At 32.8% G+C, this 21691-nt stretch carries 20 protein-coding genes; 6 read left to right on the plus strand and 14 right to left on the minus strand.

Features of this window, described 5'->3' with window-relative positions; genetic code table 11:
* Positions 1-13: 13 nt before the first annotated feature.
* The 4 genes from MST30_RS09935 to MST30_RS09950 all read right to left on the minus strand — a co-directional run bounded on the left by MST30_RS09935 (position 14) and on the right by MST30_RS09950 (position 7760).
* Positions 14-2479, minus strand: a complete 2466-nt coding sequence (locus tag MST30_RS09935) for a T9SS type B sorting domain-containing protein (RefSeq protein ID WP_243471255.1) — start codon at positions 2477-2479, stop codon at positions 14-16.
* Complete coding sequence (locus MST30_RS09940) at positions 2476-5868, minus strand: FIDD domain-containing protein (RefSeq protein WP_243471256.1); 3393 nt, start codon at positions 5866-5868, stop codon at positions 2476-2478. The genes MST30_RS09935 and MST30_RS09940 overlap by 4 nt, the downstream gene beginning before the upstream one ends.
* Positions 5869-5973: 105 nt before the next feature.
* Positions 5974-6807, minus strand: a complete 834-nt coding sequence (locus tag MST30_RS09945) for an ABC transporter permease (protein ID WP_243471257.1) — start codon at positions 6805-6807, stop codon at positions 5974-5976.
* 23 nt (positions 6808-6830) lie between these two features.
* Entirely contained in the window at positions 6831-7760 is a 930-nt protein-coding gene (locus MST30_RS09950; protein WP_346346965.1) for an ABC transporter ATP-binding protein, read from the minus strand.
* 121 nt (positions 7761-7881) lie between these two features.
* Here MST30_RS09950 and MST30_RS09955 point away from each other — a divergent pair, with 121 nt between their 5' ends.
* Positions 7882-8943 (plus strand): hypothetical protein, encoded by a 1062-nt coding sequence (locus MST30_RS09955; protein ID WP_243471258.1) that lies wholly within the window; start codon positions 7882-7884, stop codon positions 8941-8943.
* 5 nt (positions 8944-8948) lie between these two features.
* Here the strand turns inward: MST30_RS09955 and MST30_RS09960 are convergent, their stop codons facing one another.
* The 4 genes from MST30_RS09960 to MST30_RS09975 are packed head-to-tail and all read right to left on the minus strand — an operon-like array spanning position 8949 to position 12358.
* Positions 8949-9464 carry an IS1096 element passenger TnpR family protein gene (locus MST30_RS09960; RefSeq protein ID WP_243471259.1) on the minus strand — a complete coding sequence of 172 codons (516 nt, stop codon included), beginning with the start codon at positions 9462-9464 and terminating at the stop codon, positions 8949-8951.
* 14 nt (positions 9465-9478) lie between these two features.
* Entirely contained in the window at positions 9479-10495 is a 1017-nt protein-coding gene (locus MST30_RS09965) for a COX15/CtaA family protein (RefSeq protein WP_243471260.1), read from the minus strand.
* Positions 10482-10946: a GNAT family N-acetyltransferase gene (locus MST30_RS09970; RefSeq protein ID WP_243471261.1), complete on the minus strand. Its 465-nt coding sequence runs from the start codon at positions 10944-10946 to the stop codon at positions 10482-10484. Before MST30_RS09970 ends, MST30_RS09965 begins: the two co-directional genes overlap by 14 nt.
* Entirely contained in the window at positions 10943-12358 is a 1416-nt protein-coding gene (locus tag MST30_RS09975) for a CCA tRNA nucleotidyltransferase (protein ID WP_243471262.1), read from the minus strand. Before MST30_RS09975 ends, MST30_RS09970 begins: the two co-directional genes overlap by 4 nt.
* 118 nt (positions 12359-12476) lie before the next feature.
* On the opposite strand from MST30_RS09975, the gene MST30_RS09980 reads away from it, so the two are divergent.
* Positions 12477-13367 (plus strand): ATP-grasp fold amidoligase family protein, encoded by an 891-nt coding sequence (locus MST30_RS09980; protein WP_243471263.1) that lies wholly within the window; start codon positions 12477-12479, stop codon positions 13365-13367.
* On the opposite strand, the gene MST30_RS09985 is transcribed toward MST30_RS09980, so the two are convergent.
* Together MST30_RS09985 and MST30_RS09990 are read right to left on the minus strand one after the other, a co-directional pair.
* Entirely contained in the window at positions 13348-14454 is a 1107-nt protein-coding gene (locus tag MST30_RS09985; protein ID WP_243471264.1) for a glycosyltransferase family 4 protein, read from the minus strand. The genes MST30_RS09980 and MST30_RS09985 overlap by 20 nt on opposite strands.
* Before the next feature lie 41 nt (positions 14455-14495).
* Entirely contained in the window at positions 14496-15347 is an 852-nt protein-coding gene (locus MST30_RS09990; protein WP_243471265.1) for a glycosyltransferase, read from the minus strand.
* Positions 15348-15471: 124 nt separating this feature from the next.
* Between MST30_RS09990 and MST30_RS09995 the strand changes: the two genes are divergently transcribed.
* Positions 15472-16245, plus strand: coding sequence for a Kdo domain containing protein (locus tag MST30_RS09995; RefSeq protein WP_243471266.1), 774 nt, complete (start codon positions 15472-15474; stop codon positions 16243-16245).
* On the opposite strand, the gene MST30_RS10000 is transcribed toward MST30_RS09995, so the two are convergent.
* Positions 16242-17003 (minus strand): glycosyltransferase family 2 protein, encoded by a 762-nt coding sequence (locus MST30_RS10000; protein WP_243471267.1) that lies wholly within the window; start codon positions 17001-17003, stop codon positions 16242-16244. The two genes, MST30_RS09995 and MST30_RS10000, sit on opposite strands and share 4 nt — an antisense overlap.
* A gap of 41 nt (positions 17004-17044) precedes the next feature.
* On the opposite strand from MST30_RS10000, the gene MST30_RS10005 reads away from it, so the two are divergent.
* Together MST30_RS10005 and MST30_RS10010 are read left to right on the plus strand one after the other, a co-directional pair.
* On the plus strand, positions 17045-17866 hold the full coding sequence (locus MST30_RS10005; protein WP_243471268.1) for a glycosyltransferase family 2 protein: 822 nt from the start codon (positions 17045-17047) through the stop codon (positions 17864-17866).
* Positions 17867-17869: 3 nt separating this feature from the next.
* The gene (locus tag MST30_RS10010; protein ID WP_243471269.1) at positions 17870-18697 is read left to right on the plus strand and encodes a glycosyltransferase family 2 protein; all 828 of its coding nucleotides are present in this window, start codon (positions 17870-17872) and stop codon (positions 18695-18697) included.
* Here MST30_RS10010 and MST30_RS10015 read toward each other — a convergent pair.
* The 3 genes from MST30_RS10015 to MST30_RS10025 are packed head-to-tail and all read right to left on the minus strand — an operon-like array spanning position 18694 to position 20906.
* Positions 18694-19758: a glycosyltransferase family 9 protein gene (locus MST30_RS10015; protein ID WP_243471270.1), complete on the minus strand. Its 1065-nt coding sequence runs from the start codon at positions 19756-19758 to the stop codon at positions 18694-18696. The genes MST30_RS10010 and MST30_RS10015 overlap by 4 nt on opposite strands.
* 14 nt (positions 19759-19772) lie before the next feature.
* Positions 19773-20087 carry a hypothetical protein gene (locus MST30_RS10020; protein WP_243471271.1) on the minus strand — a complete coding sequence of 105 codons (315 nt, stop codon included), beginning with the start codon at positions 20085-20087 and terminating at the stop codon, positions 19773-19775.
* A gap of 3 nt (positions 20088-20090) precedes the next feature.
* The gene (locus MST30_RS10025) at positions 20091-20906 is read right to left on the minus strand and encodes a 2,3,4,5-tetrahydropyridine-2,6-dicarboxylate N-succinyltransferase (RefSeq protein WP_243471272.1); all 816 of its coding nucleotides are present in this window, start codon (positions 20904-20906) and stop codon (positions 20091-20093) included.
* A 364-nt stretch (positions 20907-21270) separates the two neighbouring features.
* Between MST30_RS10025 and ruvX the strand changes: the two genes are divergently transcribed.
* Positions 21271-21684 (plus strand): Holliday junction resolvase RuvX, encoded by a 414-nt coding sequence (gene ruvX / locus MST30_RS10030; RefSeq protein WP_243471273.1) that lies wholly within the window; start codon positions 21271-21273, stop codon positions 21682-21684.
* Positions 21685-21691 lie beyond the last annotated feature (7 nt).

Raw genomic sequence — 21691 nt, forward strand, 5'->3', positions numbered from 1 at the left:
TTACGATTAATATCTATCGCACCAAACTAAAATGACTGGTAAAGACTCTGCCATCTTCTAGTTGTACTTTAAACCAATAATCGCTACTTGGCATTTTTTTTCCTTTATAAGTGCCGTCCCAACCTCCTCCAAGAGGGTTGAGTTCTGCTAGCAGTTTGCCATAGCGATCAAAAATTAGGATACTGGTATTTGGCTGAAATTGATTACTTATTCCTTTGACTTGCCAAAATTCGTTTGTACCATCACCATTTGGTGTGAAGAATTTTGGGAATCCAATAACCGAAACTAATTTGTCTGCAATGCCACAGTCGTTTTTATCTCTTACAAATACGGTATAGAGTCCAGGTAAAACGTCTTCAAAAACATTAGAATCTTGGTAAGGTCCATCAATAGCATCTAGAGCATATTCATAATCACCTTCACCAGATACTAAAATGGTTATCGAATTGTTATTAGACGCATCAACAACTTCAATATTATCTATAGTAGCAATATTAGATGGTAAAACTGTAATCGTTCTGTCTTTAAAACAACCGTTTACATTGCTAACTCTAACATTGTATGTGCCTGCTGCATCAACTTCAATAGTTGCTGTATTTTCACCAGTAGACCAATCAAAAATATAGTTGCTCGGTGAGTCGTTAATAATACCAGCATCTAAAACAATGGTTTCAGGGAAACTATTGAGACAGTACAGCGTTTCAAATTCGGTTTCAATATCTGGAAGTTCGTAAACGGTAAGTTCAATTTCACTTATGCCATAACAAGCATTTGAGTTTTCAACGCGAGCATAAATTGTTTGATTATAAGGAATTGTATTGGTAAAATTAATACCAAGAGGATTCGTTTCTACCAAAGCATCTTCATAAGTTTCGTAATACTGAAGATCTAGACCAACAGGAGCACCAGCAAGTACAATGTTATTGGTGTCGTTAAGGTTGAAAGTTGCAAAACCATCTTCGCTGCCATCGTCATCGCACACAGCTAAACTAGCATCGTTAGAAGATGTGCTACTAACTTCTAAAGAAACTTCACTAAAATTTACACAACCAGTTGAGGTATTGGTCACTCTTGCATAAATAATTTGCGGATTGAAGAAATTATCAAAAGCATCAGCATTAATTTCATTTTCTACATTTTCTGCATCCACTTGAGACAAATAGTAAGTAACATCTGCATTAGGATCTCCGTTGGTAACCTCACTAGATATTTCATTAAGATTGAAAGTTGTAAAACCTTCTGGTATGCCATCTTCATCACATTGTATTAACGAAACATTATTAGCAATTGGCTTCGCAGCTACGATAATATCAAATGAAGTGAATCCAATACAACCGCTATTTACATCTTCAATCCGAACAAAAATTTCGGTTGGTGTTGCTGTAGTGTTTGTGTAAATTGTTGGTAAAGCTGAAGCATTAGCTATAGCATCACTTTCAGATAAATGATAACTAATGTTTAAGCTTGCGCCTAAAATACCGTTGGTTATCTCTTGGGTCTTTACATCAAAATCAAATGTTGTTTGCCCATTTTGATCATCTCCATCTGTGTCATCATCACATACCTCATAGGTTGTTGGTGGATTAAAATTTGAAAACGAAGTGACATTAACAATCATTTTGTTAATAATAAAGCAATCTGTGGTTGTGTTTTCAATTCTTATAAAAACCGTCTGTGTGCTAAAAAAACTTGTAAAAGTATCTCCTAGTGGGTTAATATTAACATTAGCATCATTCTCTGTATTGTGAAAACTTACCGCAACATCACTTTGACCATCAATAATATCTTGCCTAAGTGTCGTAAGGTCTATATCAGTAATTAGGTCATCAAAAGGCGCAACATTATCGCAAATTTCTAAGTTGGGCAGGCTAGTAGCGTTAGGATTTGCTAAAAGAGGATTAGAAGGACTATCTGGAAATGTAGCTGTGCCAGTCCATTCTAAAGAGAAGGGGCTATTGCCAACAGGTCTATCTATCACTAAAAAATAGGTTTCACCTGCTAGTACATCTAAATCACTCACAAAACTATCGCCATCCTCACCAGGACCTTCATTAGGATCTGGGTCGTTTGGGCTCATTCCTGTTAAATTATTGCCTTGACTTGCTGCTTGGGGATTTGTTGTAGAACATCTTATAGTCTGACCAAGATTACCACAAGTGGCATTAGGCCCAAAAAGGAAAAAATCATAATCCTCTGAAATAGAGTTGCTTTCAGGTGTCAATGTAAATGCTAAAGTACCAGATTCTGCAATAGTAATTTGAAACCAGATGCTATTGTTTTCCCTACTGCTACAATTATTTCGACCTTCTACCTCTTGAATTCCTATACCATTAACATCAAAGACAAAACTTGAATTACCACAAACTGTAATGGCATTAACACAATCGTTAGGTTCTTGGCTATAACAAAAGACGTTATAACATAATAGTATTATAGCCAATAGATTTTTATGAAGGGATAGATTTGATTTCAATATCATCGTTTTAAAGAAAAATGACTGGTAAAAGTTCTGCCATCTTCAAGTTCTACTTTAAACCAATAGTCGCTCGCTGGCATGTTGGCACCATTGTATGTGCCATCCCAACCAGAACTAAGAGGATTAAGTTTTGTTAAAAGTTTTCCGTAACGGTCAAAAATAAAAATTAAAGAATTAGCTTGAAACTGATTGTTAATACCTCTGACTTGCCAAAAATCGTTTGTTCCGTCATTGTTTGGTGTAAAAAACTTAGGGAAACCAATAACTGAAACTAATTCATCTGCAATACCACAATCGTTTTTATCTCTTACAAAGACTGTATAGAGACCAGGTGAAATATCTTCAAATACATTAGAATCTTGATATGGGCCATCAATATCATCTAGAGCATATTCATAATCACCTTCACCAGATACTAAAATGGTTATTGAATTGTTATTGGAAGCATCAACTACTTCAATATTATCTATAGTTGCAATATTAGATGGTAAAACAGTTATGGTCCTCTGTTTACTACAATTGTTACTATTAAAAACTGATACAGTGTATGTGCCTGGTTCATTAACTTCAATTGTAGATGTCGTTTCGGTGGTAGACCAAGAGTAGGTGAAATTACTAGGTGAGTCATTAATAATTCCAGCATCTAATACAATGGTTTCTGGAAAGCTATTGAGGCAGTATAACGTTTCAAACTCAGTTTCAATATCTGGTAGTTCATTAACAATAAGTTCTACTTCACTTATACCATAACAAGAGTTAGAATTCTCTACGCGTGCATAGATGATTTGGTTATAAGGAGTTGTGTTGGTGTAAGTGTCGCTGAGTGCATTGTTTTCTAATAGCGCATCTTCATAAGTTTCGTAGTATTCTACATCTAATCCTACAGGTGCACCAGCTAAAATAATAGGATTGGACGTTGTAAGGTTAAATGCCATAAAACCGTCTTCTGTACCATCTGTATCGCAGGCGAGTATACTTGTATCGTTTGATGATGTTGTGCTTACTTCTAAGGAAACTTCACTATAACTTACACAACCAGTAGTTGTATTGATAACCCTTGCATAAATAATTTGAGGATTAAAGAAATTTTCAAAAGCATCTGCATCAATTTCGTTTTCCTCATTTTCAGCATCGACAAGAGACAAGTAATAACTAACACTTCTGTTAGGCTCATTATTTACAACATCATCATTAAATAAATTAATGTTGAAGGAAGTAAATCCTTCTGGTATACCATCTTCATCACATTGCACAATAGATATATTATTTGCCACAGGCGCGTCGTTAATGGTAAGCAAAAAACTTTCGGTACTGTAACAATCTGTTTTATTGGTGTTTTCTATTCTAACAAAAATTTCGGCAGAATTGGTTGCATAAGTTAGAGGTAAAGAAGCGGTGTTGTCGTCTGCATCTTGTTGTGTAGTATGAAAGGTTATGCTTGTATCAGTTTCAGACTGATTACCTCTTATAGATGGAATTAAATCACCTAGCTCAATTGATGCAAAACCATCAGTTACGTCTCCTTCATCATCACAAAATTCAATATTATTAAGTTGAACAATTTGTGGTGTGTTAAACACCTCAAGATTAAAAGTTGTTATATCAAAACAATCTGTATTACTTTTGTTTTCAACACGAGCGTAGATAGCTTGCGGATTAGTAGTGTTTGTGTAAGGTGCTACTATTTCATTTTCAAGATTTTCGGCATTTTCAAATGATTCAAAATAACGAACATCATATAAGTTCTCATCTTGGTTTTGTAGTATTTCAGTATTTTTATCTGCCAGATTAAATGTACTTACACCATTACCATTTATACCGCAATCTTGCATGTTTGTAGTTTCAAAAGCGGTTGGAATATTGTGTATTGTTACTGGTGAAACAAATGTTTTAACCTCAGAATCTGTTGTAATTGTTGCGCTTACAGAATAAGTGTTTGTGTTACTGTATGTGTGATTTGGATTAACTTCATTTGAGGTAGTGCCATCTCCAAAATCCCATAATATTGAGTTAAATTCTTCTGAAGTAGTAATTGAAAATTCTGTGTTGTCACCTAAACACGTATTTTCAGATTGAATACGGGCAATTAAAAAGGATTGAATAAACGGAGGTAAGCCAAGTCTTGTAGATGTGCCTGGTGCCAATGAGATTCCGTTTTCTTCATAATTACATGCAAGACCTAATTCTTCAGGATTGTTAATGACATCCATAAAAGAAATAAAAGAAGGATTGGTGATATAAACTTTACCATCTGGTCCTAATTGTATAGCACCTCTGTTTCCTGTATTTGTATAAAGAACAACTTGACTATTATTAATATCTGCAGCTTCAAGATTAAATTGCGATACACTACCATTATGAGTGGCATAAAGTTTTTTTGAGTCAGCAGAAAAATCTGCTCCATAGGCTACTACATTATCTAAAACATTAGTTGGGTTAGAAACTACACCTGTTTCTGTATTAAAATCATACAGCCAAACGCTACCTGAATTATTAGAAAATTGAGTAACACTAGGAATATTAAAGTTTTGATTGTGGCAAATAACTAGTTTTGAACCATCTGGCGAAGATTTTAAATATCCAATAGCATTACGCCTATAGCCATCTGTATTTATAAGTGGTGTTATTTGTGAAACTACAGGTGTATTGTTAACACCGTTTTCATCAATTCTAAAAGCGTAAAAACGATTTATAAATTGAGTAATTAACCAATAAGAGGTACCATCAGCATGTTCTACAGCAGTAATTTTTTCGGCGCATTTGTATGCCGTTTCTACAGGATCGTTTTCGTTGTAAGTTATAAGATGAATATTTTTTTCTTCTGGTACAACATCACCAAGGCCACCATTTAGGGTTAAGTCTACTAAAGAGTAATTAAGACCATTATTAAAACCATCGTCATCTTGTGGTATGGTTCCTCCTATATTGGTTGTTTCTTGGTAGATGTCTAATGGGTTGCCATCTTGGTCTACAGGCCCTTGATTTGGGTAAGCCCATGCGTTGTTGTGATGAGGTTCGTCTACCGTAAAGATGTAATATAAATCATGGTTTGTTGGGTGAGGAACAATAAGACCAGAAGATGTGCTTGAAGGGTCGCCAAGTAAACCTGTACCTCCAAAATAATTACCGTTTGGCATAATTTGGTAGTTTCTATTCCAAACAGTTCTTCCATCTGTATAAAAAAGTAAATTTCCGCTTGGATCAGAGATTGAAGAACATCCTTCGTTTGTGCTTATTGTATTTATAGCAGAGTTAACAGAAGTAACATTACCTGTATTAACATCAAAAACCAATCCTGCACCATTTCCAAAATACCAATGAGAAGCTTCGCCTTGAGCTAACACAATTAAATTAAAAAGCAAAGCAAATAGTAAGGCGAATCTTTTTTTCATAACAATTTTGTTGTACAGCAATATACGTATAATACTATATAACAACTAGAACTTAAAAACTCCTAGATTTAGTATTAAAACTACATAGCTATTACTACAAAGCTATTATAAATCTCGCTTTTTTAACAATTGATAAGATAAAAAGATAAAAAGTGCAGACCAACCTAATACGATGGCAATTTCGTACCAATGTACTGCATAATCGTAAGATAAATCTTCATCTATCTGATTGGCTAATGCTTGTACTGCTGATAACCTAGAACCAGGCTCGTCAATTAAATTCCATAAGGATTTAAAAGGCATATATTGGTAGATGTTGTCTGCGAAGTCTGTACCTCTATTGTAGGCAGACACTACGCTCCAACTAATAAATTCTATTAAGAATAAGACAACCATTGTTGCCACTGCAAATGCAGATCGTTTTATTAGAACTCCTAGAAATAAACCAAAAGAGAAAAACCCAACAAGTTTAACAAAGAAGGCGAGTAAATATTCTAAATCTGTAAAAACTATTGAAGGTTCTGTGTAGCTAGAGTATATATAACCTAAAACTAATGATACAAGAAATACAAAAACTGTAGATATTAGCGAGAATGCTAAAACCATATAAAATTTAGATAGTATAAACTCTTTTTTGCTTAAACCATCTATGAGGTTTTGTTTTAAGGTTTTGTTACTGTACTCGTTAGATACCATAGAAACAATAACCAGCAACAAGAAAAACTTTAATAATCCAGCGACAAATGTGTTAAAGTGCCAGATATACGGGAAATTAAAAATGCCCATTTCAGCTAAATGAAATTTAACTGGACCAATATCAAATTTTATGACAGCAAAAAGAGCTATTAGTACAAGTAAAATGAAGTAGGTAAGTATAAGTATTCTACTTGCTTTATTATATCTTAATTTATCAAATTCTATTTTTAATAATCTTAACATGATGTGGTTGGTTGTGCTTAGTTTTAATTTAATTTTCCTATTTCTTGATTAATCTCATTTTCATCTGTTAGTTGTAAGAATTGTTCTTCAAGGCTTTCTTTACGTTTTACTAAATGAGATAGAATTATGCCTTTATCAAACATCATTTTATTAAAGTCTGAAGCTGACATAGGTTCATTTAAAAAAGCAGTTATTAACTCTCCTTCAATTTTAAGCCTACTAAAATTTGGATGAGACTCTAAAATTGAAATAAGCTCTTTCTTTTTGTCAGTTTTTAATTCAAAAAAGCCATGACTACTAATCATTTCATCAACACGACCTGAATATAATTTTTCACCTTTTCTTAGAACAACAACATGAGAGCATACTTTTTCTACTTCGTCCAAAAGGTGAGAAGCCAATAAAATGGTTGTGCCACCAGCCGCTATATCTTTTATGATTTGACGTATTTGATGAATGCCTTGAGGGTCTAAACCGTTAGTAGGTTCATCTAAAATTAATATTTCAGGATCGTTAAGTAAGGCAGAAGCAATTGCTAAACGCTGTTTCATTCCTAAAGAATAGGTCTTAAACTTATGATGTTTTCTTTCTAAAAGACCTACTATTTCAAGTTTTTCATCAATTTTATTATGGTCAACACCTTTTATTCTACAGACCAATTTTAGGTTTTGTTCTGCAGTCATGTAAGGGTAAAAATTAGGTCGCTCTATAATAGCACCTACTTGCTTTAAAGCATCATGCGTAGATGTGTTTCCGTTAAACCATTTAAAGTCTCCACTGGTTTTATTCACAACATTAAGTACAATGCCTAAAGTGGTAGATTTACCACTTCCATTAGGTCCTAAAATGCCATATACATTGCCTTTATTTATTGTGAAGCTTAAATCTTTTACAGCCGTAAGTGAACCGAACTTTTTAGTAAGATTGCTAATTGTAAGAATGGGTTGTTCCAAAATTGATTGGTTTTTAATACTGAAAATGCAGCATTGATTGGTTATGTAAGTAAGACGAGCGTTTAAAATATTTGTTACAAGATAACGATATAAAACCTTATTTTAGTACTAATTAGTTGATATGGAAGATTTAAAAATTTCTAAAAAGAAACCATCTTATCCAATTAGTGATAAGTTGCATAGTTATCTGAAATCCTATAACAGAAATATACGATTGCCTATTTTTTATGATGATTTGTTGCGTTTTCAAGGTTCGGTTGTGGTTTATGATAAAAATGATGAAGACACACTTTGGGTGCGTGTTTATTACAATGAGTTTGAACGTGAAGAAATTGATCGAAGTCTAAAGCTTGTATATTCTATTTTGATTTCTGATGGTAATGAAGACATTTTTAAATATCTTAATGTAGATGCTGTAGATTATTGTACGTTCGGAAATTCTAAACCTTTTAGAGTTAAGGTAAGAAATATATTGAATGATAATTACACGTACTTCTATGTTAAAAAAGGCGATGCCTCTAGAGTTTATGGATTAGAACTGGAGCACATGTTATCTCCATACAATTTAAACTTTTTGGTTTATAAAGATACTTTAATAGAAGAGCATATTGCAGGTATTCCTGGTGATGAATTTATAAAAAATATGTTGCCACAACGTACTGAATCTGAAAAATCCCAAATAGCAAAAGAGTTTGTGAAGTTTAATGAACGTTGTATGATTAGGTTACTAGGAGATATGCGTTCTTACAACTATGTTATAGTACCTACTCACGATTTTGACCATGTGGTTTATAAAATAAGAGCCATAGATTTTGACCAACAGAGCTATGAAGGAAAATTAAAAATTTACAGACCTCAATTTTTTAAAGAAAACTACAAGATGGTAGAATTAGTACGAGATCGTATTCAGAAAGAATCTATAGACCAATACAAAATAGAAGAGCGATCTATTATTGCTAAGCGTATGATAAGTTACCAAAATAGAATTGATGAGTTATTAGATTGCATGGAAAACGATATAATTTCTATTCCAAAACATATAGACTTATTGAAAGAGGAAATTTATAACTACACAAATGATGTAGAGTTTAGACGCTGCCAAAATATGGGAGGTATATTAAAAAATGCCTTAGATTTCGTAAAGCGAAATTACCAAGGCATTAATATGAAAAATTTCTTTTAGTCTTTTTAGTTCCAGTTCTCGTCAAAATCTAGATTCTCGTAATCATCAATATCTAGATCATCATCAAACTCGTTAAAGGCATCATCATCTTCAGCTTCAAAAGATTTATCTGGTGCTTCGTCAGGAATTTGACCGTGAACAAACATTAGGTTAGGGTAATCTGTACCTTGGGCTTCGTCTACAATTTCAGCAAGCTCTACGTAAAATGTCCACATACTTAAGAAATCATAAACGTAGATTAGTTTTGGTGAAGCCTCGTGTACAACATCTTTGATAACCGTTGTACTCATCATTTTAACTTCATTACCAGCTTCACTCATGTCGAACATGGCAATTTCTTCACCTTGGTTCCATTCGTCATCGCTAATATAAAAAGAAGCCATTTCCATACCATCAAAGCCAAAAGATTGGGTAATGATGTTATGCAAATCTTCCATTGTGTCGGTTTCACGAATTTCTAAATCGCGAAACACATCGTCTTCTGTGTCGTTGTCTAATATGACTCTAAATCTGTAAATCATGGTGCAAATTTAAACTATTTACTAAAACGATGCAGTGTAAAAACCATACAACTCAATAAAATAAATGCAACAACCTGATGCAAAACACCTAACCAAACTGGCACAGCCAATAATAGCGTAAGTACACCCAGTAAAAACTGAATACCAACCACAAGCAGAAGACTGTTAACACCTTTAGTTTGCCATTTGGTAATGTCTTTTCGAGTGGCTTTGTACCAAATTGATAAAATGAAAATCACTACAACATATGCTAATGTTCTGTGTATAAATTGTACACCACTTTTTCCTTCAATAAAGTTGAGGTATTTTGGGTTATGTTCTGTGTAAACAGTTTCATGAATAAGTTTGCCTTCACTCATAAAAGGCCAGTGATTGTGTATCCAACCTGCATCTAACCCAGCTACAAAAGCACCATAAATAATCTGAATGATTAATACAACTAGACCTATTCTGATAAAATTTCTAAGTTTAGTGTCTATAGCTTTTTTATTAGGAAACATTAAATCTAATGCGACCCAAAATGTATAGGCAAAGGTTAAAAATGCAGTGGTTAAATGTGCAGCTAGCCTGTAATGACTTACGTCTGGTCTATCAACCAAACCACTTTTTACCATATACCAGCCAAGGAATCCTTGAAATCCTCCCATAAGGAGCAGAATAATGGATTTTTTTATGGTTGGTTTAGAAAGTTGTTTTCTAATTAAAAAATAAATAAACGGAATAATGAACACCAAACCAATAAAACGACCAATGACACGGTGGATCCATTCCCAAAAATAAATGTCTTTAAAATCTTCTAAAGTAAAGTGGTTGTTGAGTTTTTGGTATTCAGGATATTGCTTGTAAAGCTCAAAGGCTTCATTCCATTCAACCTCATTCATAGGTGGGATTGTTCCTGATATTAGCTTATAATTAGAAATGGAAAGACCAGAATGTGTAAGCCTGGTAATACCACCAACAACAACCATAATAAAAATTAAAATACAACCTGTAAGTAGCCAGTAGATTACGGCTTTATTATCTTTTTTCATTTTGTAAATTTTTCATAAAACAAAGGCTGTTTTTTATTCCTTTGTATTGTCCGTAGTTAGGAATTATAGCGTAAAAGTTCTTTTTATAAAATTCAACAGCTTCAATCTGTCTAATTCCTGTTTCTAGTATACATGAATCATAGTTTAATTCAGAAGCCCATTTTTCAAGTTCATTTAAAATTAATGAAGCTATGCCTTTTCCTCTGTTTTTCTCTAAAGTATACATGCGCTTTATTTCAACACTATTGTTCTCAAAATCTTTAAAAGCTCCACAGCCTACAGGTTTGTCTTCTGTATAAGCGATTACAACATGTTTAAGGTTTTCTATAGAGTTGTACTGATTGTAAAAGTCATGCTCATCTCCATCAGTAATCCTTAAATAGGCATCGAGTTGTTTAACCAGATCAACAAAATCTTTATTAGAAGAATCAGTTCTTTTTAACCTAATCATACCGCTACAGTAAGTCCTAATTTTTTTCCTTTTTCTATCATTAATTGATATGCAGCTTCATGTTCATTTGGTATATCACCTTCTAAAATGGCTTCTTTTATGGCTTCCTTTATAATTCCAATCTCTTTTGAAGGCTTTAAATTAAAAGCTTTCATTATTTCTTCGCCAGAAACTGGTGGTTGAAAATTACGCACACGATCACGTTCTTCAACTTCAACAATTTTATCTCTTACAAGTTTAAAGTTGTTATGATACTTCTTGAACTTTTTAGGATTTTTTGTTGTAATATCTGCTTCGCACAATGTCATTAAATCATCAACATGCTCACCAGCATCAAACACTAGTCGTCTCACGGCAGAATCAGTAACTTCAGTGGCTAAAACAATTGGACGAGAACTCATGAGTACCATTTTTTGAACAAATTTCATTTTGTCATTCAATGGCATTTTTAATCTTTTGAAAAGTTTGTAAACCATTTTAGAACCTACAAACTCATGGGCATGAAACGTCCAACCAACTTTTTTATGGAATTTTTTGGTTGGAGCTTTTCCAATATCGTGTAGAAGTGCAGCCCAGCGTAACCAAAGGTTGTCAGTAGTTTCACAAATATTGTCAACTACTTCTAAGGTGTGATAAAAATTATCTTTATGACGTTGGCCTTCAACTTCATCAATACCTTTAAGTGCTGTGAGTTCTGGAAGAATGTAATCTAAAAGTCCTGTTTTTTCTAGAAGTTTAAAACCAATTGACGGTTTATCACTTTCAAGAATTTTATTTAGTTCAGTTACAATACGCTCTTTGGTGATGATTTTTATACGCTCTTTATTATCTGCAATAGCTTTAAGTGACTGCTCTTCAATTTTGAAATTTAATTGCGTCGCAAAGCGAATAGCACGCATCATTCTAAGTGGGTCGTCACTATAGGTTATATTAGGATCTAGAGGTGTTCTTATAATACCTTTCTCCAAGTCTTCGATTCCATTAAATGGATCTAACAGTTCTCCAAAATTAGCTTTGTTGAGGCTTAATGCTAAAGCGTTAATCGTAAAGTCACGACGATTTTGATCATCTTGTAGAGTTCCGTTTTCAACAATGGGATTTCTACTATTTTCATGATAGCTTTCTTTCCGAGCACCTACAAATTCAACCTCAATGTCATCGTAGCGCAACATTGCTGTACCATAGGTTTTAAATATTTGAACCTTAGGATTTGTTTCTAGGTTTTTAGAAACTTGTTGTGCCAATTCAATACCACTACCAACAGCAACCACATCGATGTCTTTGGCATCTCCACGCTCTAAAAGATAATCGCGTACAAAGCCACCAATCACATAACAATCTAGCTGCAATTCTTCAGAAGATTGTGAAATGATTTTAAAAATTTGGTGTTTTAGAGCTTGTGTGTGAGTCATTGTAAAATCCTATAACATTAGGGTTTGCAAAGATAATACTTACAGCAGTCGTTTTAAAATGAAATAACCATTTATTATGTTTAAAACAATTGATATTTTTACAGTATAATTTTAGCTAATGAATTTCTTCAAGAGAAAATTTTATCAAATACTTTCCAAGTATCTTAAGAGCAAGACTGGTGCTAATTTGGCTTATATAAAAGCACAGTATTATTTAAAGAATGAAAAGCGATTAAATATAGATCAGCCGGAAGAGTTTATGGAAAAACTACAATGGTTGAAAATGAATGTTTACAATGAGAAGTATAAGGATTTTGTAGATAAGTATGAGGTTAGAGATTTTGTTAAAAACAAAGTTGGAAGTAAATATCTTGTCGATTTTATTGGTGTATATGATAATGTGGATGATATAGATTTTGAAGAATTGCCAAATCAATTTGCCCTCAAAGGGACTCATGGGTCTGGTTATAATGTTATTGTGGAAGATAAATCTAAAATAAATGGGGATGAAGTAAAAAAAACGCTAAAAAAATTTTTAGAACTTAATTATTACGACAAGTATAAAGAGCCTATTTATCGTACGATTAAACCTAGAATCCTAGCTGAGCATTACTTGGATCAAACTGATAGTGAAAATATTGTAGATTATAAGTTTTTCTGTATTCATGGTAAGCCAAAATACATTTGGACTAAAACATTCTATAATGGGAAATATAGAAATTGCTACTACGATTTAGAATGGAATAAGGTTAAGGGAGATTCTAATTCAAAAAATTTTTTAGATAAAGATTTACCAAAACCAAGTAACCTAGGAGAATTAATAGATATTGCTGAAAAGTTATCTAGCGAGTTTATATTTGTACGTGTAGACCTCTATTCTATAAATGGAAAACCTTATTTTGGAGAACTTACATTTTTTCCCTGGGCAGCTCTTAAACGTTTATCGGTAGAAAGATTAAATAAAGAACTAGGCAATTTAATACATTTACCTATTGAAGTTGATGCTTAGACAACTCATCATACATTTTCTTAGCAATAACTTTCTTGGTAAAGTTATCTAATAAATATTGGTATCCATTTTTGGTAAATTTATCTTGTAGGTTTTCGTCATGCATTAGTAAAGTTACTTTTTCTGCAAAATCTTTAGGATTGCCTGCCTTGGCTAAAAGACCGGTTTCGCCATCTACAATGACTTCAGAAATGCCACCAGCATCGGCAGCTACAATAGGAACTTTACAAGCATAAGATTCTAAAAGAACTCCTCCTGTAGGTTCATTATTTGAAGTGAATAAAAACAAATCAAATTCTGGTAAAATTTCAGGAACATCTCTTCTAAAGCCTGTAAAAATAATGTGCTCTGTTAGGCCTTTTTCTTCAACATAATCCTTTATGTCTTGCTCCATACTGCCTTTACCAACAAGTATATATTTGGCTTTAATAGCATTTTCTTTAACTAAAATTTCAACAGTGTCTACCCAAGTGTAGTGGTCTTTAAACCCTGTGAATTCGGCAATATTCCCAATTATTTTATAGTCTTTTGGAATGTTGAATTCTTCATGTAAAATTCCGGTGCCTTCTTGCTTTTTAAATTTATTTACATCAGTAACACTACCTATTACAGTTAATTTACTATGGTTTTTAACTGCAAATTTTAAAGATTCTACAACAGGTTGAGAGACACAAATAATTTTTTTTATGCCTTTGTAATTGTATTTCCACTTTCTGAAAAAATTGGTATCTACACGTTTTATTAGTGTTCTACAAAGTACTAGAGGTACTTTCATTCCGAATAAAAAATGTGCTAAAACCGCTATAGTATGCGCTTTACTGCTGTGAATGAAAATTACTGAAGCTTGTTTTTCTTGGGCTAACTTTTTAAATTCTTTTGCGTAAGATAAACTGTATTCAGATTTATATTCAAACGGAATTACTTGCATGCCTTTTTCGGTTGCAATACGTTCTACTTCAGAGCCTATAGGGCAAACAATCCATTGGTCTTCTACATAGCCTTCTGCTTTAAAAGCTTCGTATAAGTAGATGATTTTTTGTTCGTGACCACGCCAACCATTAGAGGCTGTAAATTGTATTAACCGCATTTAAATTGTTTTTAGCAAAGCAAAAGTAAGGTTTTTCAAGGTTACTTTATTTTATAGAGTCCCAAGGCTTTTTTAAACTTTTTACTGGCAAGAACATAATTAACGTAGAGCTTATTCTTTAGGCTTAATTTTCGCCATTTTTTATGCGGAATAATCTCTTTAGATATTTTTTCTTCAATAGTTTCAGATACGATAAACTGAGTTTTTATATTATCCCAATCTACATTGTCATAACCATCAAATTCATTGACTTTATTTTTTTCGTGTATTATAGACATCCAAAGACGTTTGTCTGAAATTTCAACACGTCTCGATTCTTTTTTCCACATATTATGGTCACTAAACCAAACGGTTTTTGGAGCTTCATTTTTTTCGATAAGACTTATAAAAGGATTAAAAATATGCTCTTTTTTACCTAGCATAATTTCAGGTGAAATTTGAAGCGAATAGCCTTTTAAAACATCAATAGCCATAAAATCTTGTGACTTAAATTGCTTTTGAATTGTATTGATGTAATCTTTATGAATACAGTCGTCATTGTCTATACGAGAGGTGATGATGTATGGAGTATCCTTACTATCTTCTTCAATATAATGTTTGATGGAAGAGTGAAAAGCGCCCATGCCATCAATATAAAAGGATTTAAAATGCGAATAAGGTTTTAGTAAAGTTTCTATTTCATCCTTAAAATCAGAATCTGTACTTGTATCAAAGAACAATAGCCATTCAAACTTAGTGTTACTTTGGCTAGCAACAGAAGGTAGACAGAAATTACTAAACAAGCCAATGCGATGTGTCATCCATTCACGTGTTAAAAGCGTTTCGTTATTTTTAGTTACTTCCCAATTTTTATTCTTGAGGTTAAAACGTGTAATGAGATAGTGTTTAAACATCTTCTTGCTGTTGTTTGATAGGCAAATTTAAAGAAATAATATTTCTACATCCTTAGTTTGCTAATTTGAAAGGCACGCTATAAATACCTACTTTTGCAAATCATTGTTAGATATGTTTTAACCTATGTCAGTAACCATTAAAATACACAAAAACTCAGCCTTGTCAAAAGACAGCTTAATGAAAGCTATTGAGAATTTTGACCATGAAGGAGAAATGATTGGTAATGGTTACCGAAACGTCATTAAAATTCTAACGATTGATGGGCAACGGTATAATATCAAGGAATTTAAGGTTCCTAATCTAGTCAATAAAATTGTCTATCGTTTTTTTAGAAAAAGTAAGGCAGAGCGATCATTTCTTTATGGTCAACGTTTATTGGACTTGGGAATTCTTACACCTTCACCTGAAGCTTATATAGAGTATAAATCGCTATTTATATTTGGAAAAAGTTACTATATAAGTAAACAATTAGAATACGATTTTACAATCCGAAAGCTTATTGATGAGCCAGAGTGTGATGACTACGATAATATTCTCAGGCAGTTTACACAGTTTACGTATAAGTTACACGAAAACGGTATTCATTTTTTAGATCATTCGCCAGGTAATACACTTATAAAAAAGACGAGTACTGGCTACGATTTTTATTTAGTAGACCTCAATCGTATGGAGTTTAAGACGTTAACCTATGATGAGCGTATGGCAAATTTTGCACGTTTATCTCCAAAAGATTATATGCTAGACATCATTAGTGATGAATATGCCAAATTGATAAACAAACCTCATGATGAAGTTAGAGAACGTATGTATTACTTTTCACAAAAGTTTTCGTCTGGCTTTAAAAAGAAAGAGGCTTTTAAAAAGAAATATTATTTCTGGCGAAAAAAGAAAAACTAAATTTTCTTTTTATATAGTTCACGCAGCTTAGAATACTTCAAAAAAGTAATATTTGCGGTTTGTACGCAGATGACAAACCCATTAAATCCATCTAAAAAACCAAGTCTTAAGAAATAAGACTTAAAAAAAGCCCAAGTTGGATTCCAGATAATTTTCCAAATAGGAGCAGTTTTACCTTTATCGAAATAAGCTTTAGCAGCGATGGTTGAGAAATGTTCGGTTTTTTTATTGAATTCAGAGTAGGTTTGGTAGGTCCAATGCAAAATATCTCCTTTTAAGTGACCACTTTTGGTATTGCTGTCTAAAAATTGAACATTGTCATGCGGATTAATACCTGTCCATTCTGCTTTGGTTTTGTCAAAAACACGCATTTTTTTATTAGGATACCAATCACTATGCTTTATCCATTGTCCGCAAAAATTATTATAACGGTTGGCATAATATCCATCAAAAACCCAGTTGTTTTTTAGTTTAATAATAGATTTTTGAAGTTCTTCAGAAAGCGCTTCATCACCATCAAGAGAAACAATATGGTTGTAAGAAGCTTGTTGTAAAGCAAAGTTTTTCTGTTCTATATAGCCGAGAAATTTTTGCTCAATAAACGTAGCATTAAATTTTTGGCAAATTGCTTTAGTGTTATCAGTAGAATAAGAATCTACAACCACAATCTCATCAACCACATTTACTAAGGATTGTAGACAACGCTCTATGTTTCGTTCTTCATTAAAGGTAATAATAACACCAGATAGTTTTAGCATACTTGTAATTTCAGTGTTGTAAAAATAGTATTTTTGTGCTTATGCAATCACGACCTAAAGCTTCGGTTATTATAAGTACATACAATCAACCACAATGGTTAGCGTTGGTGCTGCATAGCTATAACATTCAGACCGAATCTAATTTCGAGTTGATTATTGCAGATGATGGTTCAGACGATAGAACAAAAGCTGTGATTGATGCGTTTAAAACCTATTCAAAATTAAATGTCTTACACGTTTGGCAAAAGGATGAAGGGTTTCAAAAAACAAAAATTCTGAATAAAGCTATCGTTGCTTCACATTCAGAATACCTCATATTTACAGACGGAGATTGCATTGCAAGAGAAGACTTTGTGGAAACACATTTAAAGTTAAAACGACCTCATTGTGCGCTTTCTGGAGGTTATTTTAAGTTGTCTGAAACCGTATCTCAAAGCATTACAAAAGATGTTATTGACACTCAAAAATGTTTTGATAAGCAATGGCTTTTAGTTAAAGGTCAGTCCAAAACGTTTAAGTTAAATAAGCTGACTAAATCTAAGGTGAAAGCAAACCTCTTAAATACATTAACACCAACCAAAGCTACTTTTGATGGGATGAATGTTTCCTGTTTTAAAAGCGATATTTTAGCTGTAAATGGTTTTGATGAACGTATGCAATATGGAGGAGAAGATAGAGAAGTAGGTGAACGTATGATGAATAACGGCATCAAATTTCTACAAGTAAGGTATAGTACGATTTGCGTACATTTGCATCATCAAAGACCTTATAAAAACGAAGAAGCAGAAAAGTTAAACCTGAAAATTCGTAAGGAAACAAAAAAAAATAAAACAACATATACCAAGTTTGGTATCAAGACATAAATTATGGCATTACCTAAAATTACAGTCATTATTGCCACATATAATAAAACAGATTGGTTAGAAAAAGTATTGTACGGTTATAGTGTGCAAACTTATAAAGACTTTGATATTATCATTGCAGATGATGGTTCTACAGAAGAAACCAAAGAATTGATAGATAGGTTTAAACAAGATTATCCTGTAGAAATTACACATGCTTGGCATGAAGACAAAGGGTACAGACGCCAAAAAATATTAAACGAAGCCATAGTAATGGCAAAGCACGATTATATCTTATTTACAGATGGAGATTGTATTCCGCGTGAAGATTTTGTAGAAACACATGCAAAACATGCCGAAAAAGGCTACTTTTTATCTGGTGGTTACTGCAAACTACCAATGGATATTAGCGAAACGATAGCTGAAGATGATATAAAATCTAAACGTTGTTTTGAAGTAAAATGGCTAAAAGATCAAGGCGAACTTAGCGGAAAGAACAAACTAAAACTTTCGGCTAAAAATGGATTGGCAAATTTCTTAGATGTCGTAACTCCAACAGGAGCAACATTTAATAACTGTAATTCCTCTGCTTGGAAATCTGATTTAATAGCTATTAATGGTTACGACGAGCGCATGCAATATGGTGGTCCAGACAGAGAATTGGGCGAGCGTTTGGTAAACAATGGCATCAAAACAAAACAAATACGTTACAAAGCTATTTGTCTGCATCTCGATCATGCTCGCGGTTATAAAACACAAGAATCTTTAGATAGAAATTTAGCCATTAGAGCTAAAGTGAAAAAAGAAAATTTAAAGTGGACCGAACATGGTATTAAAAAAGGTGAATCTTAAAGCCTTTTTAAAAATTCAATCAGGTCTTCTTCAAAAAATGAAGGCTTAAATTTTAAATACAATTCTGAAGCTTGAGATTTTAATTCTTTTGGATGATTGATGCCTAAATACGATTGGTTGTTATAATCTTTCAGATGGACAGAAAGGTGTTTTTTACCATCATCGAACATATTCCAGGCTTCTTTTTTTATCCAAGGTGAAAAAATAGTAAATGTAGGTATACTTAAAGCTTTTGCCATGTTTATAGCTCCGCCTTCATTTCCTATTAGTGCATCGCAATGTTGCGTAATAGCTAGAAAATCTCTTAAGCTTTTACCAAATACTTTAAAATGAATATTGTTTTGAGTTTCAGATTTACACAAATCTAAAATGGCTTTGGCATCAGCTTCTTGTTTTGGTATATAATTGAATAAAATCTGGCTTTCAGGCTGCGTTTTAACAATCGTGTCGATTACTGAAGCCATATAGTCAAAAGGATAGGTTTTGTTAGATCCGCTACCTAAAACACCAATCATGTAGAGTGGTTTGTTAGTGTCAATGTGGTGAGATTCTAAGAAATTTTTAGCATCTGTTTTTTCTTGTTCGGTGAGGTATATTTTGGGTCTAACAATTTTGCTAGTATCAATGTTTAAGGGTTGTAATAATTGTAACCTGTTTTCTATTGCCAAACCAGCATTGGTGTCAGCTTTTGCCTTGTGTTTAAATAAGTGTGTGTATAGTAACTTATTTCTGCTTTTATTTATAGAAACTTTAATCTTTGCTTTAGAAAGTAGGGTGATAAGATTACTCGATAGCTTAGAGTAAACATCTATAATAACATCATAATTTTCTTTACGAAGTTGTTTAGCAAGTTTAAAAAGTTTTAGTTTACTTTTTTCATGTTCTGGTGTAAAAAATTGAATCTTATCTATATAAGGATTTTGATCTACAACAGGGAAGGTATGCGTATTAATAAGGTAATGTAATTCTGCATCAGGATATTGATGCTTAATGGCTTCAAACAATATGCTTGAAGCCAAAACATCACCAATCATTTTTTGTTGTATGATTAAAATTTTCAATCTTAAATTAATTCTTAGAGTATCTTATACCTAATTACACAAGGCCTATTTATTGAGTTTTTCAGATCTCTTAAACTACTATATTTTTCAATACAACTATAAGTATTTCCATTCGAATCAGTAGTTATTTTAACCTTAATATTTTTTTTGATTCCTCTTTTTTTAGGCCATATAACAAATTCGTTTCTTAACTCATCTTCGATGGTCTCTAAAGCACTTTTTCTAAATCTTTTATTACCAATTCGCTTTGAAAAAGGACGTAAATGTTTTGCCCATTCTCCACAACGAAAACGACCTTTATGATAATTAGTATTTAGATTAGTTCTCATTTTTTAAACTGCTACATCATACTCGCGTAAAGCATCGTTTAGAGAAGTTTTCTTATCTGTACTCTCTTTACGTTTTCCAATAATTAAAGCGCAAGGTACTTGGTATTCGCCAGCAGCAAATTTCTTAGTATAACTTCCTGGAATTACCACAGAACGCGCAGGTACTTTACCTTTCATTTCTACAGGTTCATCACCAGTAACATCAATAATTTTAGTACTCATGGTTAATACCACATTAGCGCCAAGAACTGCTTCTTTTTCTACATGTACTCCTTCTACAACAATACAACGGCTACCAATAAAAGCACCATCCTCTATAATAACAGGAGAAGCTTGCAGTGGTTCTAATACACCACCAATACCAACACCACCAGAAAGGTGTACATTTTTACCAATCTGTGCACAACTACCAACTGTAGCCCAAGTGTCTACCATAGTGCCTTCATCTACATAAGCACCAATGTTAACATAGCTTGGCATCATAATAACGCCTTTAGAAATATAAGCTCCATGTCTAGCAACAGCATGTGGTACAACTCTAATCCCTTTTTCCATATAGTTTCGTTTTAATGGAATTTTGTCGTGGTATTCAAAAATACCAACCTCGTGCGTTTCCATTTTCTGAATAGGGAAGTAGAGTACTACCGCTTTTTTAACCCATTCATTTACTTGCCAGCCATTTTCAGTTGGTTCAGCAACACGTAATGTGCCAGCATCTATAAGGTCTATAACACTTCTTATTGCATCTATAGTAACTTTATTGGTTAATTGAGAACGGTCGTCCCAAGCATTTTCTATAACGGTTTGTAGTTGTTTCATTTATCTTAAATTTTGGTAAAGATAAGTTGATAAACAGCCTTTGTAAAATATTTTTAAAAAGAATTGTGACCTATCCTAAAAAGTTGTGTCTCAACAGTATTAAATGCAATGTAAATTTATTTTATATAGGTTTATCTGAGGATTTAATTAATAGCTAATTATGAAAACTCCTCTCCCCTTAATTTGAGGGGTTTTCTTTTTTTGTAAGAAAATGTGACCTGAGAAATTTTTAAGTGTCTTAAAGATATAATTAACGTGATTTATTTATAGAGGGAATAAAATCAACGATTTAATTAATAGCTAATTTTTGAAAACGCTTCTTAATTTATAAGAAGCGTTTTTTATTACACTATCTTTGCAGAATATGGGAAGAATATTAGCCATAGATTTTGGTACAAGAAGAACAGGTATAGCAGTCACGGACCCAATGCAAATCATTGCTTCGGGTTTAACTACTGTTGAAACAAAAGAATTAATTCAATATTTAAAAGCTTATGTTAATTCCGAAGATGTAGAAAAATTTGTGGTTGGCGAACCTAAACAGATGGATAATACAGCTTCAGAAAGTGAAGTTCATATTCAAAAGTTTTTAGAAAAGTTAATTAAGGAGTTTCCAAATATTCCTGTGGTACGTGTAGATGAACGTTTTACGTCAAAAATGGCTTTTCAAACTATGATAGATAGTGGTCTTAAGAAGAAACAGAGACAGAACAAGGCACTTGTAGATGAAATAAGTGCAACCTTAATATTGCAGAGTTATTTGGCTTCAAATTTTTAAATAAGAA

Origin of the sequence: Winogradskyella sp. MH6, from assembly GCF_022810765.1 — a bacterium.
Lineage (GTDB): Bacteria > Bacteroidota > Bacteroidia > Flavobacteriales > Flavobacteriaceae > Winogradskyella.

Coding starts and splice junctions, on each gene's coding strand:
- MST30_RS09995 (WP_243471266.1), top strand. CDS start 15,472: ATGTCAGTAACCATTAAAATACACAAAAACTCAGCCTTGTCAAAAGAC.
- MST30_RS09975 (WP_243471262.1), bottom strand. CDS start 12,358: ATGACTCACACACAAGCTCTAAAACACCAAATTTTTAAAATCATTTCA.
- MST30_RS09945 (WP_243471257.1), bottom strand. CDS start 6,807: ATGTTAAGATTATTAAAAATAGAATTTGATAAATTAAGATATAATAAA.
- MST30_RS10020 (WP_243471271.1), bottom strand. CDS start 20,087: ATGAGAACTAATCTAAATACTAATTATCATAAAGGTCGTTTTCGTTGT.
- MST30_RS09955 (WP_243471258.1), top strand. CDS start 7,882: ATGGAAGATTTAAAAATTTCTAAAAAGAAACCATCTTATCCAATTAGT.
- ruvX (WP_243471273.1), top strand. CDS start 21,271: ATGGGAAGAATATTAGCCATAGATTTTGGTACAAGAAGAACAGGTATA.
- MST30_RS09935 (WP_243471255.1), bottom strand. CDS start 2,479: ATGATATTGAAATCAAATCTATCCCTTCATAAAAATCTATTGGCTATA.
- MST30_RS09985 (WP_243471264.1), bottom strand. CDS start 14,454: ATGCGGTTAATACAATTTACAGCCTCTAATGGTTGGCGTGGTCACGAA.
- MST30_RS09980 (WP_243471263.1), top strand. CDS start 12,477: ATGAATTTCTTCAAGAGAAAATTTTATCAAATACTTTCCAAGTATCTT.
- MST30_RS09960 (WP_243471259.1), bottom strand. CDS start 9,464: ATGATTTACAGATTTAGAGTCATATTAGACAACGACACAGAAGACGAT.
- MST30_RS09940 (WP_243471256.1), bottom strand. CDS start 5,868: ATGAAAAAAAGATTCGCCTTACTATTTGCTTTGCTTTTTAATTTAATT.
- MST30_RS10010 (WP_243471269.1), top strand. CDS start 17,870: ATGGCATTACCTAAAATTACAGTCATTATTGCCACATATAATAAAACA.
- MST30_RS09990 (WP_243471265.1), bottom strand. CDS start 15,347: ATGTTTAAACACTATCTCATTACACGTTTTAACCTCAAGAATAAAAAT.
- MST30_RS09970 (WP_243471261.1), bottom strand. CDS start 10,946: ATGATTAGGTTAAAAAGAACTGATTCTTCTAATAAAGATTTTGTTGAT.
- MST30_RS10005 (WP_243471268.1), top strand. CDS start 17,045: ATGCAATCACGACCTAAAGCTTCGGTTATTATAAGTACATACAATCAA.
- MST30_RS10025 (WP_243471272.1), bottom strand. CDS start 20,906: ATGAAACAACTACAAACCGTTATAGAAAATGCTTGGGACGACCGTTCT.
- MST30_RS10000 (WP_243471267.1), bottom strand. CDS start 17,003: ATGCTAAAACTATCTGGTGTTATTATTACCTTTAATGAAGAACGAAAC.
- MST30_RS09965 (WP_243471260.1), bottom strand. CDS start 10,495: ATGAAAAAAGATAATAAAGCCGTAATCTACTGGCTACTTACAGGTTGT.